The organism is uncultured Marinococcus sp. (assembly GCF_947493875.1).
In the GTDB taxonomy this organism is placed as follows: domain Bacteria; phylum Bacillota; class Bacilli; order Bacillales; family Marinococcaceae; genus Marinococcus.
This window is the reverse complement of record NZ_CANLSU010000012.1, coordinates 1-15928: the sequence shown is the minus strand read 5'-3', so window position 1 is coordinate 15928 and position 15928 is coordinate 1. Positions and strand designations below refer to the sequence as shown.

Below are 15928 nucleotides of genomic sequence, written 5' to 3'. Positions count from 1 at the left end.
GCTACTCGGTTTCATTCCAGTTTCTTTTCGGCTTATAGCCGGAGTTTTGAAGAAAGTCTTTTTCAGTTTGGTTTGAGACCTGTTTTATATTAACGCTGCTCCCCATTGCTGTTACATGCATCTTTGCCGTGTATTCCAACGTTTGTAAAGCCATTCGTGCTTCCTTTAAATTTTTATCGTACACGATGACCCCGTGATTTTCGAGAAGCATGATATTCGCTGCCTTTGCTTTGTTCTCAACAGCTTCTGCTAATTCCTGACTTCCCGGATGATAATAGGGAACTCGTTCAATCTTCGCAGGTCCGTTTTTGCCCGTATAGAATGGAAAAATATCTTCTGCCTGGAAAAGGCGATACATAATCCAAGGTCGTTTCCTCCTATATGATACGGAGTTGGTGTTTTTATACCAAGTACTGCACTTGATTTAAGAGAATTTATATCCAGGCTCAGATAAACCTGCGTTTCTCCCACTTATTTTCTTGCGATTTATTGTTATTTTGACTCCAATCCATTGAAGATCCGTAAGCCATCCGGCTGGCGTTCAATTCTTTGCGGAAATAAACCTTGCACCGATATCACTTACCTGAATTTTTTTATTGAAAAACACCTGGGCAAACGAGTAGTTTTTGATATTAATCTAAGTCCAATGGTCGAAGAAAAAAGAAAAAGAAAACTACTATGGAGATTTTAGATCTTAGGGGGGAAAGTGTTGGTACACGATAACATTAGATAACGAATGGCTCACGCTCCCTTTCAAGCTCATTTTTCCTATTTTAACGCATGTGACAAGTGGTATAAGTGTTGTTCTAATTTTAAAAAAGAGATAGTTAGTTTGAGCATTTAGGGGGGATCTCTTACCCGTTCTTTGGGTGGATGAAAATCATTTTTAACCCTGTATACTGGAAATTAATAAGGGAGGAAGACCCTCTTATATTCTCAAGGCATATAGTTTGCCAGCACTCCTTCCCTGTGTTTTTAGGTCCCTGCTCTTCCACGTGGTGACCGCCGATGCCCCAACAAAGGAAAGGAGAGTGATGATGCCCTATACCATGAAGCGTTCCGTGGAAGACGCCATGACTCACGCCACGGAAGACACTCAGCCTTTCAGTATTGAGCGATATATCCATGTTGCCCAGGTTCACCAGCCGGTTGCTCTGGTTCTTCCCTTTTACATGTATATGTTTCGCCCACACGAATGGCAAACACACACGCTGCTTACTGCGGCCCCCTTTTTCCGTCATGCTTAACCATGCCACCTATACTGCGGTCGATGTCCCTTCGCTGCAAGCCTATCCTTCTATCATACGCTTTTTTTACAGCACGTCCATGCTCGCTCCTCTTCCCACTGACCACCCCACCGTTATGCCCTTTGAAGAATGGGTTTATCATTTGTTTCGTCAATACCATCAGCTGCAGCCCAACAATCATGTATAAAATCGTATGATCGCCTCGTGCTCTACGTTTTCATGAGGTGTCGTTTGATGAGATACATGAAGCTAATGATGAAATTCAACTTTTTCATAAAGCTATGCAGGAACAGAACTTGCCTCTAGCTTAGCGAAAGGAGTTGATTTCGCTGACTGGCCCCCAAATTTCTTCGATTATCTCCTATATTAGTGTTTTTTTTTGCTCCCGTTCTTGTCCCCTTGATTGTATTGATCGCAGGGAACGATTATTCCCGGTTCCATGCCGGAAGGGCCCTGACGTCCCACTTGATTCCTGCACTGATGTTTTTGGGTCTCAGCTTTTGGGTGTACCTGTCCAACGGCACATTTATGTATTCCTTTCTCTTCTGGCTCCTCTTTTCGGCCATTTCATTTATTCAGATCGTGATTATGATTTATAACGTTATTTGGGCAATACAGGTAGCAAAAAAAGCCCCACCAGAAGTTGAAGTGAAGTGACCTCAATAAATGAGACAGATGAAAGCACCTCCCATGTCGTATTCGCAGTCATACCGACAGGTGGAGGTATTTTCTTATGATAGAAAGCAAACAACGATAACCAGCAGAAATGTTCAGAAGGGAGTTTTCCCTATGAAAGCCAGCATGCATAAAACGTACGGTCCCCCGGAGGTTATGGAGCTGACAGAAGTAGAACAGCCCATCCCCAAGGACGATGAAGTACTGGTAAAAGTATACGCGACCACAGTAACGTCCGGAGACTGCAGGGTGCGGAAGGCGGATCCATTTCTTGTCAGACTCTTCTACGGGTTGAGAAAACCCAAAATCGGGATATTAGGCTCGGAGTTTTCTGGCGTGGTAGAAGCGGCCGGAAAAAATGTAACGTCATTTCAAAAGGGGGATGCTGTCTTTTGCGGCACACGCGTGAAGCTAGGCGCCAATGCCGAATATGTATGCGTGAAAGAAAAGGAAGCGATCGTCGCTAAACCCACTAACATGACATTTGATGAAGCGGCTTCTGTTCCTTTCGGTGCTACTACCTCTTTATTTTTTCTTCGGGATCAAGGACGAATTAAAGAAGGCCAAAAAGTGCTTATTTACGGCGCTTCAGGAGCGCTGGGCACCTATGCCGTCCAATTGGCTAAAGTCTTCGGTACAGACGTTACTAGTGTCTGCAGCACCAATCACGTAGCGCTTGTAAAATCGTTGGGAGCGGATCAAGTGATCGATTACACCCAGGAGGATTTTACGGCGTCCCACCATAAGTACGACCTTATTTTTGACACAGTGGGCAAAACCTCCTTTACGACATGCAAAAACCTTTTAAACACCAAAGGGATTTATGTAACAGCCGTGGCAGGAGCTCCTCAGTTTGCGCAGATGATGGTGACGTCCCTGATCGGCAGTAAAAAGCTGAAAGGCGGCTTAGCATCGATGCGTAAAGAAGATCTGCTGTTCCTCAAGGAATTAATCGAGGCAGAGAATATTCACTCCATCATCGACAGACGTTATCCCCTGGATCAAGTTGCTGCGGCTCACAGGTACGTGGAAACGGGCCATAAACATGGAAGCGTCGTCATCACATTGATCTCCTCTCCCGTCTCTTAATTGCCAGGAAAATCACTAGAAGAAGTTTGTCACCGTATTTTACGTTTATTACCGGGCATCAGGGTAGAAGGAAACCCTCAAAACAGAACAACATTATCAGCATGAAAATTGCAGCTTTGAAGATATAGACAAATAGAGAAGCCATTCTTTATAAAGATTGACTTCTCTTCAATAAAATAATTACGTATTGGCTTTTTGTAACCGACAAATTTAACGACACTACTGTTTTAATCAGCCGAACTTGTGAAAATGCTGAGCTTCAAGCTTAAAGACCTGCTACTGGTAGTTCACCACGGCTGGAGCGGGATCCAGCTGGATGACTTCTTCAGGACTCATGACCGGCTCATCTTTATCATAAAACACTTTAAACCCACCATACTGTACAGGTTCGTTCCGCACCAGGTCTCTGTATTTGGCCATTTTCACAGCAGAGCCTCCCCACCCGTCGAAGTTTAAAGCTACTTCCACGTGATCAGTTGGCTGAATGGCTTCCTTATTCGTCAGAGCTGCATCGGTGAACTGGTGAACGAGCACCATTTTGTCCGGAAGATTGTTCTCTTCCACCATCTCCGTAAGATAGTCCACGGCTTTTTGAACCTCCGCTCCGTTGACCTGGCCAAGCTCGACCCCCGGCGTTTCTCCTTCACCCACTTGGAATTCCGTGTCGATTGCCAGTTGAACATAAGGAAGCTTCAGCCATTTCTCCAGGGATTTCACCTGGTTTAACACCGAATCCTTGCCCAACTGGACATCTAGCATCAATAAAGCGTCATTTTCTTTGGCAAGCTTGGCATACTTGTCTATCTGCTCCGGTGAGGTCATGCGAACGTAGTTTCCGTCCGAGCCGGGATCTCGCTGAGCAGCGGTGGCTATGAGTTCAATGGTTGGAACAGCTGGATGAGATGGATCGGCGTTGGAATAGGCCTGGGTCTGTTCCTTTAATTTTTCCATTAAAGCGTCAGGCTCCATTTCTCCGAGGATTCCCATATTGGTGGAATTGGGATGCCCGTAATACGTAACCAGCCGATGCTCCTTCAACGGCCCATCCGTTTGGTCCTCCGTGCCTTTAATTTGTGTTTCCCCAAACGGAACCATCCTTGTACTTTCTCCTGTTCCTGCTTCAGATTCAGGCATCGATTCCAATTCTTCCTGCTCCAGTTGATCCTTTAACGGGATACTGTCACTCTCTGGTTCTACAGGCTTATATACCTGCTCAGGCTTCGTTTCTTCTGCTTTTTCCTCTGGTTCATCAGCTTCTGTCTCCTCTGTTCCATCACTCTCTTCATTGGCAGAGGAACGAGAAGCCTCATCCGTAGAAGATGAATGCGAGATCATCTCCGGCTCCCGCTGTATAAAAATGAGCGCCGATACGACAAGTATTACCGTCAGCCCGATCAGTAGAAGCTCTTTTCCTAACAGCAGTTTTCGTTTCATATGTATTCATCCTTCTTCCAGTTATCTATTGTAACTTATTGTAAGCATTTCATGATTATCGTACTACTTCAACCTTTGATTTACAATTACTAGAAAAAGAATTTCTTTCTTAAATTACAGCTTGGCCCATAGAAAAAATTTACATCACATCACTGCATTATATTTTCTGCCCCGCAAAGCTGGCACACCAATAACAGAAGAAGTGTTATTGGTGTTTTTCGTCCTCAGAAGCATTCTGGACCATATGCTGGTAGGCCTGAACCAGCTCCTGTTTTTTCGTTCCGGCAGCTTCTGCGAGCCTGAATGCCTTCTTCATCTGCTCTTTTTGTTCTTCACGAGACTGCTCCGGGTCCATCACGTGACGGAGAATCGAGTCGGTACAGGCATCCCGCGTGGGGCGTTTTTCCTTTTGATATTTCCATAGTAAAACCACCGCCCCAAGCACCGTGAGGGCGCTAAGCTTCCCTAAACGACGACACCGATAGCTGTCTGCATACGTTTTGTGCATCTACTCATTCCCTTCTGTTGCTGAACCACTAAATACTGCTGTTTTATTTTATCATACACGTACCCGTATATCGGATTCCAAATTTTTTTAGAAAATTAGTTGACACTCTTATAAATTTGTTTTAAAGTATTAATATACCCCACAGGGTAATATTTTTTTACGAAGGAAGGAACGCCTGATGGAATACACGGATCAAATGAAGCACCGGGTCAAACGTGTGGAAGGTCAACTACGTGGTATTCTCCGTATGATGGACGAGGAGCAGGACTGTAAGCAGCTGGTCTCCCAGATGAACGCTGCCCGTACAGCTTTAGACCGCGCCGTAGGCCTGGTTGTCGGCTCCAATCTCGAACAATGCGTTCGGGAACAGACGGAAAACGGGGAAAATGACGAAAAGATTATTCAGGAAGCCGTTAACCTTCTCGTGAAAAGCCGCTAATATTTTTTACCCTCTTTTATACCCTTACAGGTATATGTATAATGAAAATCAGAAAAGGAGTTGATTGGATGGCGGAAACAAAAAAAACCACCATTGTACTATTCAGCGGGGATTACGACAAAGCCATGGCGGCGTATATTATCGCCAACGGCGCAGCCGCGTATGACCACGAAGTCACCATTTTCCATACATTCTGGGGTTTGAATGCTCTGCGCAAACCGGAAAAGCAAAGCATCGCCAAAGGAAAACTTGAAGCGATGTTCGGTAAAATGATGCCCCGCGGCGCTGACCGCATGGGTCTTTCCAACATGAATTTTCTCGGCCTCGGACCGAAGCTGATCAAAAAAGTAATGAAAAAACACAATGCTATGCCGCTGCCGGAGCTGATCGATATGGCCCGTGAACAGGACGTACGACTGATTGGCTGTACCATGACTATGGATCTTCTCGGTCTTGATGAAAAAGAACTACGCGATGACATTGAATACGCCGGCGTTGCAGCCTATCTGGGCGAAGCCTCCGATGGGAACGTGAACCTGTTTATTTAAGCAGCGCTCGCCGGATTACCTAAGGATCAGAACATAAATGAATTCTGACCAGCATGAATCATAAAAAAAATAATTTAAAGGAGAAATGATGTATGGAACCAAAAACAACGATTGATGCGAAAGGACTCGCCTGCCCGCAGCCGATTCTGAAAACCAAAAAAGCCATCAAAGATATGGAGAGCGGCGAGGTGCTTGAACTGCACGCAACCGACAAAGGGGCACAGAGCGACTTAACGGCCTGGACCAAGGCTGGCGGCCATGAACTACTCGACCACACCGAAGACAATGGCGTCTACAAATTCTGGATTCAAAAAGGCTAATAATATCGTCACCCGGGGAAGTGATGGATCTGCTTCCCTGCCAGGGAGGTTTTTCCATTGTCACTACTATTTATCGTCGTGATTTTTCTGTTAGGGGTTGTCGGTTCCTTTGTGTCCGGCATGGTCGGGATCGGCGGCTCGATTATCAAGTACCCTATGCTGTTATATATCCCCCCGCTGCTCGGTGTCGCAGCCTTTTCCGCTCATGAGGTATCCGGCATCAGTGCCGTGCAGGTCTTTTTCGCCACCATCGGCGGGGTCTGGGCCTACCGCAAAGGCGGTTATCTGAATGGCCAGCTGATTCTTTACATGGGCACAAGCATTCTGATCGGCAGCTTTATCGGCGCCTATGCCTCGAATTTCTTCAGCGAAGCTGGCGTCAACATGGTGTACGCCCTGCTTGCGACCATCGCCGTGGTGATGATGTTTGTACCGAAAAAAGGCCTGGACGACCAGGACCTTACACGGATCACGTTCCACAAGCCTCTCGCGGCTGGATTGTCCTTTGTGGTCGGGATTGGGTCAGGCATTGTTGGGGCCGCCGGCGCGTTTATTCTGGTGCCTATCATGCTCGTCGTGTTAAAAATTCCGACCCGCATGACAATCGCGACATCGCTCGCCGTGACCCTGATATCTTCCATTGGAGCAACGGTTGGCAAGGTGGCGACCGGCCAGGTGCTGTACGGTCCGGCCCTGATCATGATTGTGGCCAGCCTGATCGCAGCGCCACTCGGCGCCAAAGCCGGCCAGAAGGTCAATACCAGGCTGCTGCAAAGCATATTGGCGGTCATCATTCTAGCTACGGCCATTCAAATATGGATTCAGATCTTTAGCGGATAAGGTGTTTAATTTTATACACCCCAGGGCATAGCAACAACTAGAGAGCTAATGAGGAGGTGTTCCCATGTTTCATTATACCGTCACCACGTCGAAACCTGTCCGTACAGCCGTCGAGGATCTCGAAGCCAACCTGAAAGACATCGGTTTTGGCGTGCTCTGGAATTTTGATCTGCAGGCCAAATTACAGGAAAAGGGCATCGACTTTCAGGATCAGCACCGGGTGCTTGAAGTGTGCAACCCGAAAGAGGCTGAACAGGTATTAAACAAAAACAAGCTGGTCGGCAATTTTCTTCCATGTAAAATAACCGTGTACGAAGAAGCAGGCTCTACGTATATCAGCATGCCCCGCCCTTCTGTGTTAATGGAGTTGGCCGAAGAACCAGCATTAACAGCGACCGCTGAAGATATTGAACAGCGCTTGAAACAAGGCATCGATCAGACCGTCTAAAATTTTTTGAATCGCTTGATACCCTCCCCCGTAAATGACATTTAGAAAATGAAAGCGCAAATGCAGGTATCATGAATAGAAAATAACCAATAACTATGAGGTGAATAACATGGCAGAGGAAAAGCGTATTGAAGAAGTCCAGCCGGCAGACGTTCAACAGGAACTCGAAAACAACAGTGGCGTTCAGGTGATTGACGTCCGGGAGGACGAAGAACTCGACGAAGGACGCATTCCCGAGTCGGTTCATATCCCTCTCGGTGAAATTACCGATCGGATGAACGAACTCGATCCTAAGCAGCCCTATGTGACTGTATGCCGCTCCGGCAAACGCAGCGCCCGGGCAGCTGAAGCGCTGCAGGATCAGGGCTTTACCGTCCGCAGCATGGCCGGCGGCATGAACGAATGGACCGGTAAAACCGAGTAACATCTATTCTAATTTGAAGGAGCGATGATTGATGTATTTGAAATATTTTTATGACACGTCGTTGGCCCAGGCTTCCTATATGGTTGGCTGTCAGGCCACCGGGGAGGCGGCCGTCATTGACCCTTCCCGCAATATTGAGGACTATCTGCAGATCGCCCGCGAACAGGGATTCCGTATTACCGGAGCGTTCGAGACCCATATTCATGCGGACTTTGTCTCCGGGGTGACCGAGCTTGCCCGCCGGACCGGCGCCACGATCTATTATTCCACGGAAGGCGCCGACAATGGCGGCTACGAGTGGAATCAGGATCTGCCGCTCCACGGCGTGAAGCATGGCGAAGACATTTATATTGGCAACATCAAGCTGAGAGCTCTGCACACGCCGGGCCATACACCGGAGCATGTCTCCTATGAACTCACCGACGGTGCCGCCGCCGATCGCCCCATGGGCGTCTTTACCGGCGACTTCGTCTTCGTCGGCGATGTCGGTCGTCCGGACCTGCTCGAAAAATCCGTCGGCGTGAAGGATTCTGCGGATACAGGCGCCCGGCAGATGTTTCATTCCCTCCAGCAGTTCAAGGAATACGGCGATTATATGCAGATCTGGCCGGGCCACGGTGCCGGCAGCTCCTGCGGCAAAGCGCTCGGTGCCGTACCAACAAGCACCGTCGGCTACGAGCGGATGTACAATCCCGCCTTTCAGCCGACCGACGAGCAGGCCTTCGTAGACTTTCTCCTCGACGGCCAGAGCGAGCCGCCAACGTATTTTGCCAAAATGAAAGAAGTGAACAAACAGGCCATGACGCCGCTCGCCGAGATCCCGGCGACCGTGGAAATGCAGGGCACCGGCGACGACGTGGCCGTCCTGGCCGGACAGGACCATACGATGGTCGTTGATACCCGCAGCGCCGCCGCCTTCGCAATGGGAAGCATTCCGGGCACGATCAACCTTCCGTTCCCGGGCTCGTTTGCCGAATGGATGGGCCGGCTCGCCGACTATGACGCGGATATTTACCTGATCGCTGATCCAGCCGACCAAAACCAGCTGCGCCGGACTCTTACCGGCATGGGCATGGACCGGCTGAAAGGATTCTTTGCCACGTCGGTGGTAGCCAGCGCCTCGAACCTGCGCACGTATACGAACGAAACGCCGAAGCAGGTCGAAGAGCGTCGCCGCCACCAGGACGTGCAGATTCTCGATGTCCGCTACCAGGACGAATGGGACCAGTCCCACGTCCCGGACGCGGTGCACGTGTCGCTCCAGCAGCTGCCAACCCGGACCGATGAACTTTCCACGGAGCAGCCGGTCGCCGTCCACTGCGCCTCGGGCAAACGCTCCGCCATCGCCGCCAGCATTCTCCAGAACCACGGCTTTGACGTGATTAACGTAGAGGGCGGCTTCATGAAATGGAAAAAGGACCAGCTCGAAACCACCAGCTAAGTGTGAGAACAAAACAAACGAAATACCGGGGGCTCTGTACGATACAGGGCCCCCTTTATGATGCTTACTTAAGGAGGAGATTGTATGAGTCACCGCTTTGACCCAGCCAAATCCCAAAAACTCCGGAGTGACGAACGGCAGCAGGCCCTTCCGATGACGAAGCTGCTGCCCCTGATGCATATTCAGGAGACGGATCGGATCGCAGATATCGGAGCCGGCAATGGATACTTCACGATCCCGATGGCCGAACAGGCCCATCACCTCTACGCCGTTGATATCGAGGACCGGATGCTAACCGAATTAAAAGCCTATGCCGAACAAGCCCGCGCCTCCAATATCACCCTGATCCTATCCGGCCTGGAGAAGATTGCCTTAACAGAGAACCAGGTCGATAAAATCGTCGTCGCCTTCGTGATGCATGAAATTGATGATTTTGACCAGGGGTTCGCCGAGCTCCGGCGTATTCTGAAGCCCGGAGGCACGGTCTTCTTTTACGAATGGGAAGCCACAGAAACAGAATCCGGGCCGCCGCTTGAAATCCGGTTACCGTCGGAGGCGTTCGCCCGCACCATCGAGAGCTACGGATTTACCACCACTATTCATGTCCTGAATGACGGCCATTATATGGTGGAAGCGGTGCAAACGTAAAACCTCCAATGAATTCATGTAAAGGCTCCACATTTTATCAAGCAAAGGAGGAATAAATGATGACATCCAAAGCGGCTTCCTTCGGTATCGTTGAAAACCGTCTTCCCTTTTTTCTATTAATACTCATTAACGTCTTTGTCGGCTCGATGGTCGGACTGGAACGCACCGTGCTCCCGCTGATCGGCGAAGAGCTGTTTGGCCTCGCATCAGCCAGTGCCGCCCTTTCCTTTATTGTCAGCTTTGGATTTTCCAAGGCCCTGGTCAACCTCCTGGCCGGTGCGCTTGCCGATCGCTTTGGACGCAAGGAGATATTATTAATTGGATGGGCATTCGGCCTCTTCGTCCCTCTCCTGATTATTTTTGCCTCCGCCTGGTGGATGGTCATCGTCGCCAATATCTTCTTAGGCATCAATCAGGGGCTGACCTGGTCGATGACCGTCAATATGAAGGTGGATCTGGCTAAACCGTCTCAGCGCGGGACGGCTGTCGGCCTGAATGAGTTTGCCGGCTATATGGGGCTTTCCATGATGGCCGCCGTTTCCGGCTACGTGGCTTCGACGACGTCCCTGCGCCCCGAGCCGTTCTTTCTTGGCTTCGGCATCGTGGGCCTCGGGTTCCTGCTTTCATTGTTCGTACCTGATACGAGCAGGCAGGTGGCCCGTCAGACGGCTTCCGGGGAATCCTCCCTACCCTTTTGGCAGGCGTTTGCCCAGACAACCTGGAAGCAGCCCGCCCTTTCGAGCTTCAGCTTTGCCGGGCTGACGACCAACCTCAAGGATGGCATGGCCTGGGGCCTGTTTCCCCTCTTCTTCGCGTCCGGCGGATTATCCGTCAGCCAAATCGGTGTGATCGTGGCGGCGTATCCCCTCACCTGGGGCATGGCCCAGCTGTTTACCGGTCCCTGGAGCGATGTTATCGGCCGCAAGCGGCTCATCGTCGGCGGCCTCTGGCTGCAGGCCTTTTCCCTGTGTGCGCTTCTCGCCGGAGCTTCCTATGGATGGTGGCTCGGCAGCTCCATTCTGCTCGGCCTCGGGACCGCGATGGTGTATCCAGTCCTCATCGCGGCGGTCAGCGACTCAGCCCCTGCGCCCTGGAGGGCCAAAGCGAACGGGGTGTACCGTTTCTGGCGGGACAGCGGGTACGCCTTCGGGGCCTTACTCGCCGGTCTGTTTGTGGACACGCTGAACGTTTCCTGGGCCATCGGCCTCGTGGCTGTGCTTCCGTTTGCCGCCGGCACCGTCACGCTCGTTCGTATGCAGGAGTCCCTGAAGAAGGATTAACAGAATACGGCTGTCTTATCTATGCTGATAGAATAAATAGCAGCAAAAAAGCCCTCTTCCAAACGAAGAGAGCTTTTTGTCTGCTATTGAAAATTTTTCGCGTACTGCTCGTATTCGGTACCTTCCAATTCATCAGCCGGAATAAATTCCATGGCTGCTGAATTCATGCAGTACCTAAGACCTGTCGGCTCCGGGCCGTCCTGAAACACATGGCCTAAATGGGAATCTGCGTGCTTGCTTCGCACTTCCACGTTCGTTCCTAAAATGCCAGTGTCTTCTTCATACGTAATATTGCCCAGCTCCAGAGGCTTCGTGAAGCTCGGCCAGCCTGTACCGGAGTCAAACTGATCTCGCGTGCTGAATAAAGGCTCTCCGGAGACAATATCAACGTATATTCCTTCCTGCTCATTATCATGATAAGCATTATCGTAAGCAGGCTCCGTGCCGTCTTCCTGCGTCACTTCATACTGCATGCTGTTCAATTCTGAAACGGCCGCTTCTTTATCTTCAACGGTAAACGGGGAGTCCGTGCTGACTTCATACTTTTTATCCTCTCCCCATACGTCATTCAAATAGGCATCGCGTCCGGAATTATTACGGTAATATTCATACCTTCCCGGGTTTTTCTTATAGTAATCCTGATGATAGGCCTCTGCTTCGTAAAAGGTATCGTATTCTTCAATGGACGTCACAATATCTCCATCAAACCGGCCGGAGTTCTCCATTTCCATTAAGGAAGCTTCCGCTGCCTGCCGCTGCGCCTCATCATGATAAAATATGGCCGACAAATACGGCTCTCCTTTATCCACAAACTGCCCTTCGTCATCCGTCGGGTCAATCTGGCGCCAGTAAATCTGCAGAAGGTCTTCGTAGCTGATCTTCTCCGGATCATACGTAATTTGAACTGCTTCCTGATGGCCTGTTTCTTTGCTTGACACTTCATCATACGTAGGGTTTTTTTCCTCGCCGCCCGTATAGCCGGATATCACGCTGACGACGCCGGGACGGGATTCAAATGGCGGCTCCATGCACCAGAAGCACCCCCCGGCAAACGTCGCCTGCTCCATGCCTTCCAGATCCCCCTGCAGTTCCGTCTGTTCCGTCGCCACCACTTCTTCATATTCTGAGGCCGTAAACGCCTGGTACAAATACCAGCCGCCGGCCAGCACAAGAATTGCCGTTATACTAAAAAACCACCGTTTTTTATTCATATAACTCCCCTTTTAGTATCTTTTCTTTCATTATAAGGAAAAAGAGAGAACTTTAACATTATTCCAACTTGTCATCATTCAAAATTGCTTTGGAGCGCTGAAAGTACAATTAAATGCCGAGACCTGATCTTTTATTATTATGGTAAAATTAGGTATTATCAGCATTGGCATAATTAAAGCACATACGCTGGAGGGACAAGTTCATGACGTTTATAGCGCAGTATGGATTCTTTATTGCTATCCTACTTGTTATCGCACCCATAATATTTTTCAGCTACCTGCTGCCGAAAACAGAGAGATTTGTGCATGCTTTGACTGCTTTATTGGTATTGGGAGGAACAGGGATTATTATTTATAGTTTTCTGGGGCCGGATGATCCCTTTACAGGGATTGCTTTAGCTTTTGTAACATTTTGTATCTGGTTAGGTACGGGGCTTGGATGGATAGGGATTGCTATTTATGAAATGATAAAGAAATGAAAGAACGGAAATTCTATTAACTAACGGCCAGCCTTTACCTTTTATTTTTATTCGATTTTTTGTCCCAGTAAAAGAGAAATACTGCGGATGTGATACTGCCCAGTACGAAAAAATACTCATCCATGCTTCAATCCTTTATCACCAAGGCTGTCTCTAAATCCAAATACTCCGTCTGATTAATTTATCAGCTGCAGCAGCAACGCCCCTACAAGCATGCCAATAAGAAAATACGCCAAAAACCGCATGGATTTATTTTTCATCTGTAGCCACCACCTCAATAATGCTTAATTCAGCACTAATATAAAATTTCATCGCCCGATGCTTTCTTGTTTTTTCTTTCTCTGGTCTATCCAAATAACAATTGTAGATATAAGGAGTACAGCTACCAAACCATTAAAAAGCCAGAATGGGATAGTAATAACTCCTGTAAAATCCAATCCCATTAAAATAAGAAACACAATACAAAACGCCTGGTGACATAATGTCATAGCCTTCATTTTTCATCTCCCCGCCTGTGACGTAATAAATTCTTTAATTTTATTCCTGCTCATCAAGCCTATATATTTTTACGTTCGACATGGTCTCCGGTTTCTCCATTTATTATGTCAGGATGGGAAAAGCTTTGGCAATACCAGCCCGCAATGCTACCAGACCTCTTAGAAGAAACAGTTTATACTCATTGTGAAAATTCCTAATAAAGCGGAGATGGAAATAATCCACCTCCGCTTTTTCTATTCTTCTTCGGATTCCAGCACGGTAAGTGTTCTGGCAATTTCCCGAATCTCTTCCTGCGACGGGGCCCCCTGTTCTTCCGGCACTTCAGCTTCGAATCCATATCTATTATTGTTTTCAAACATCCGAAGGGAAAATGTAAAGCTGTCCTCCTCTTCGGATAGCTGATAATATCCCGTGCCGCCCTCTTTTAGTTCCATTTCTTTGTATGAGCTGCTCTCTGTATACTCTGCCTTGTTACTGTCCTCATGACTTCCAAATACCAGAGCATTATGGCTGTCATCAAAATTCTGTAAAACCCTTCCGTCTCCGTTGTCCGCTTCCTGCTGCGGCTCCCAGTCAGACGGATAATCGATCCGGTAGCCAAAGCGGGCATTGACATATCGGTCGGTGTCTTCCGCCAAGGATTGATTTTGATTGCTGCTTGTATTCTGTTCCTCTCCGTAGACGGAGGTATACTCTCCGTTCTGATATACTTTAAACCGGTCCACGGTCCCCGTTCCACCGGCTTCTGAAAGCTCTTTTGATGTTAATTGAACTGTATAATAGGATCCCTGCCCGTCTTCCTGCAATTCACCGCCCAAATCATCAAAACGTATATCTTCGCCAAAGTCTTCATTTTGCTTCACTGTTTCAATGGCTTCTTCCCCTGAAGCTACTGCTGCTTTCTGTTTTTCGCTCTCTGAAGCATTCCCGCTTTTGCTTTCATTCTCAGTATGTTGATGTTCAACGAGAAAGTCCCATGTATTCCTCCCAAGGATGCTCTCAATATCCATCAAATATCCATGCGCATTTAAGGCAGCCCGCATGATCGCTATGCTTTTTCCTGGGTCCTCATTTGTTACCGCCATTTCCGATGCCATTGTAGTATGTACATTCATCATTGGTTCTTCTGATTCGTCATTGGTTGCCAGGGCTCCGGCCGGCGTCACGATCATACCGGCAACAGTAATCGTAGAGAGCATCCATCTCGAAATACGTTTCATTGGTTTGCCTCCTTTATTCCATCACCAACTTTTTTCCCATCTACATACTATTTCCAAACATTTCAAATCTTTCAAGTTGCATTTATATTATTTAATGATATAATATTTTATAACCTATCATTAAATGATATGAAAGGAGGCCTTTTTTTGGGACGCAAAGACAGTCTGGCTTCCGGCGACTTAACGGATACTCACTATTATATTCTTTTAGCTCTGATGAAGCCAAAGCACGGCTATGCCATTATGCAGACCATTGCTGATTTAACAGAGGGAAAGGTCAATCTGGGACCGGGATCGGTATATACAATGACCCAGAAGCTGCTGCATGCCGGCTATATCGAGCTATGGAAGGAAGCCGAGCAGCGAAAGGTCTATATTATTACAGAAACAGGGATGGACATCTTTCAGCAGGAGGTCCAGCGTCGGGAACAGATGGTATATCACGGAAAAGAAGCATTGGAACAGAAAGGAGTGCCTTTACCATGGCGAAACGAAAATACATAACGAGCGGCGGTCTCGCCTTCTCGGAACACAAGGATATGCAAAAATTAGAGCAGCAGTCCAGCAAAGGCTGGCATCTGGAGCAGTTTGGATTTATGGGCTACAAGCTGAAACGCGGTCAGCCTGCAAGCATGCATTACGAACTGGATTACCGTGTCCGCCCCGATTCAGATTATTTTCAACTGTATCAGGATGCCGGCTGGGAGCATGTGTGCTCGGCCGAAGAAACGACACATATTTTTCGTGCTCCACCTGAAACGAAACCTTTATATACGAAAGAGCAGGATAAGCAGGACGTCTACCTACAGCAAAAGCAGCAGCTTGGCCGATACGCGTTCGTATCACTGGTATTTTTTCTGCTTCTTGTTACTGTGCTTTGGATTCTATCATCGCTGCTTCCTTCCTCTTCGTGGTTTAGTATTATTGATACTGTTGCGACAATGCTTGCGCTAATGCCGCTCATTTTTACCGCATTACCTTATTTCGGTTATCTGTTCAAAGTGCGCCAGCTTCAGCAAAAGAAAGAGGCGTAGAATTATAAGAAACCTTTGTAATAAGATAAAGCTTTTAAGGTCTCTCTTATTTTCACCCTATCTTATTCTATGAGAGCGTAAAATATTTTGTGTAAACGAGCGAACACGAAAAAAGGAAGTCCTTTTCTAGTAGAATGAAGTTAGC

General features: G+C 48.1%; 20 protein-coding genes. 15 read left to right on the top strand and 5 right to left on the bottom strand.

Annotated elements, in window-relative coordinates; genetic code table 11:
* Nucleotide 1: 1 nt before the first annotated feature.
* Nucleotides 2-358 (bottom strand): class II aldolase/adducin family protein, encoded by a 357-nt coding sequence (locus tag Q0757_RS15650; protein WP_298789006.1) that lies wholly within the window; start codon nucleotides 356-358, stop codon nucleotides 2-4.
* 679 nt (nucleotides 359-1037) lie between these two features.
* Here Q0757_RS15650 and Q0757_RS15645 point away from each other — a divergent pair.
* The 3 genes from Q0757_RS15645 to Q0757_RS15635 all read left to right on the top strand — a co-directional run bounded on the left by Q0757_RS15645 (nucleotide 1038) and on the right by Q0757_RS15635 (nucleotide 3011).
* A complete protein-coding gene (locus Q0757_RS15645; protein WP_298789004.1) occupies nucleotides 1038-1247 on the top strand; it encodes a hypothetical protein in 210 nt (69 codons plus the stop codon).
* Complete coding sequence (locus Q0757_RS15640) at nucleotides 1240-1434, top strand: hypothetical protein (RefSeq protein ID WP_298789002.1); 195 nt, start codon at nucleotides 1240-1242, stop codon at nucleotides 1432-1434. Before Q0757_RS15645 ends, Q0757_RS15640 begins: the two co-directional genes overlap by 8 nt.
* A gap of 602 nt (nucleotides 1435-2036) precedes the next feature.
* Complete coding sequence (locus tag Q0757_RS15635) at nucleotides 2037-3011, top strand: NAD(P)-dependent alcohol dehydrogenase (RefSeq protein ID WP_298789000.1); 975 nt, start codon at nucleotides 2037-2039, stop codon at nucleotides 3009-3011.
* Nucleotides 3012-3287: 276 nt separating this feature from the next.
* On the opposite strand, the gene Q0757_RS15630 is transcribed toward Q0757_RS15635, so the two are convergent.
* Both Q0757_RS15630 and Q0757_RS15625 read right to left on the bottom strand, forming a co-directional pair.
* Nucleotides 3288-4445, bottom strand: coding sequence for a hypothetical protein (locus Q0757_RS15630; protein ID WP_298788998.1), 1158 nt, complete (start codon nucleotides 4443-4445; stop codon nucleotides 3288-3290).
* 205 nt (nucleotides 4446-4650) lie between these two features.
* Complete coding sequence (locus Q0757_RS15625; RefSeq protein WP_298788997.1) at nucleotides 4651-4953, bottom strand: hypothetical protein; 303 nt, start codon at nucleotides 4951-4953, stop codon at nucleotides 4651-4653.
* A gap of 178 nt (nucleotides 4954-5131) precedes the next feature.
* On the opposite strand from Q0757_RS15625, the gene Q0757_RS15620 reads away from it, so the two are divergent.
* From Q0757_RS15620 to Q0757_RS15575, 9 genes are all read left to right on the top strand, one after another.
* Nucleotides 5132-5392 (top strand): metal-sensitive transcriptional regulator, encoded by a 261-nt coding sequence (locus Q0757_RS15620; protein ID WP_298788994.1) that lies wholly within the window; start codon nucleotides 5132-5134, stop codon nucleotides 5390-5392.
* A gap of 68 nt (nucleotides 5393-5460) precedes the next feature.
* On the top strand, nucleotides 5461-5940 hold the full coding sequence (locus Q0757_RS15615) for a DsrE/DsrF/DrsH-like family protein (RefSeq protein WP_298788992.1): 480 nt from the start codon (nucleotides 5461-5463) through the stop codon (nucleotides 5938-5940).
* A gap of 92 nt (nucleotides 5941-6032) precedes the next feature.
* The gene (locus tag Q0757_RS15610) at nucleotides 6033-6260 is read left to right on the top strand and encodes a sulfurtransferase TusA family protein (protein WP_022794530.1); all 228 of its coding nucleotides are present in this window, start codon (nucleotides 6033-6035) and stop codon (nucleotides 6258-6260) included.
* A gap of 57 nt (nucleotides 6261-6317) precedes the next feature.
* Entirely contained in the window at nucleotides 6318-7100 is a 783-nt protein-coding gene (locus tag Q0757_RS15605) for a sulfite exporter TauE/SafE family protein (protein WP_298788988.1), read from the top strand.
* 64 nt (nucleotides 7101-7164) lie between these two features.
* Nucleotides 7165-7548, top strand: a complete 384-nt coding sequence (locus tag Q0757_RS15600) for a DUF302 domain-containing protein (RefSeq protein WP_298788986.1) — start codon at nucleotides 7165-7167, stop codon at nucleotides 7546-7548.
* Nucleotides 7549-7657: 109 nt separating this feature from the next.
* The gene (locus Q0757_RS15595) at nucleotides 7658-7972 is read left to right on the top strand and encodes a rhodanese-like domain-containing protein (RefSeq protein ID WP_298788984.1); all 315 of its coding nucleotides are present in this window, start codon (nucleotides 7658-7660) and stop codon (nucleotides 7970-7972) included.
* A 31-nt stretch (nucleotides 7973-8003) separates the two neighbouring features.
* Nucleotides 8004-9413 (top strand): MBL fold metallo-hydrolase, encoded by a 1410-nt coding sequence (locus Q0757_RS15585; RefSeq protein ID WP_366139544.1) that lies wholly within the window; start codon nucleotides 8004-8006, stop codon nucleotides 9411-9413.
* An 84-nt stretch (nucleotides 9414-9497) separates the two neighbouring features.
* Complete coding sequence (locus tag Q0757_RS15580) at nucleotides 9498-10061, top strand: class I SAM-dependent methyltransferase (RefSeq protein WP_298788982.1); 564 nt, start codon at nucleotides 9498-9500, stop codon at nucleotides 10059-10061.
* Between the two features lie 59 nt (nucleotides 10062-10120).
* On the top strand, nucleotides 10121-11341 hold the full coding sequence (locus tag Q0757_RS15575) for an MFS transporter (protein ID WP_298789069.1): 1221 nt from the start codon (nucleotides 10121-10123) through the stop codon (nucleotides 11339-11341).
* Between the two features lie 83 nt (nucleotides 11342-11424).
* Here the strand turns inward: Q0757_RS15575 and msrA are convergent, their stop codons facing one another.
* On the bottom strand, nucleotides 11425-12552 hold the full coding sequence (msrA, locus tag Q0757_RS15570) for a peptide-methionine (S)-S-oxide reductase MsrA (RefSeq protein WP_298788980.1): 1128 nt from the start codon (nucleotides 12550-12552) through the stop codon (nucleotides 11425-11427).
* Between the two features lie 203 nt (nucleotides 12553-12755).
* On the opposite strand from msrA, the gene Q0757_RS15565 reads away from it, so the two are divergent.
* Nucleotides 12756-13031 carry a hypothetical protein gene (locus Q0757_RS15565; RefSeq protein WP_298788978.1) on the top strand — a complete coding sequence of 92 codons (276 nt, stop codon included), beginning with the start codon at nucleotides 12756-12758 and terminating at the stop codon, nucleotides 13029-13031.
* Nucleotides 13032-13762: 731 nt separating this feature from the next.
* Here Q0757_RS15565 and Q0757_RS15560 read toward each other — a convergent pair.
* Nucleotides 13763-14749: a hypothetical protein gene (locus Q0757_RS15560; protein WP_298788976.1), complete on the bottom strand. Its 987-nt coding sequence runs from the start codon at nucleotides 14747-14749 to the stop codon at nucleotides 13763-13765.
* Nucleotides 14750-14896: 147 nt separating this feature from the next.
* Between Q0757_RS15560 and Q0757_RS15555 the strand changes: the two genes are divergently transcribed.
* Together Q0757_RS15555 and Q0757_RS15550 are read left to right on the top strand one after the other, a co-directional pair.
* A complete protein-coding gene (locus Q0757_RS15555; protein ID WP_298788974.1) occupies nucleotides 14897-15253 on the top strand; it encodes a PadR family transcriptional regulator in 357 nt (118 codons plus the stop codon).
* Nucleotides 15232-15783, top strand: coding sequence for a DUF2812 domain-containing protein (locus Q0757_RS15550; protein ID WP_298788972.1), 552 nt, complete (start codon nucleotides 15232-15234; stop codon nucleotides 15781-15783). Before Q0757_RS15555 ends, Q0757_RS15550 begins: the two co-directional genes overlap by 22 nt.
* Nucleotides 15784-15928: the final 145 nt, after the last annotated feature.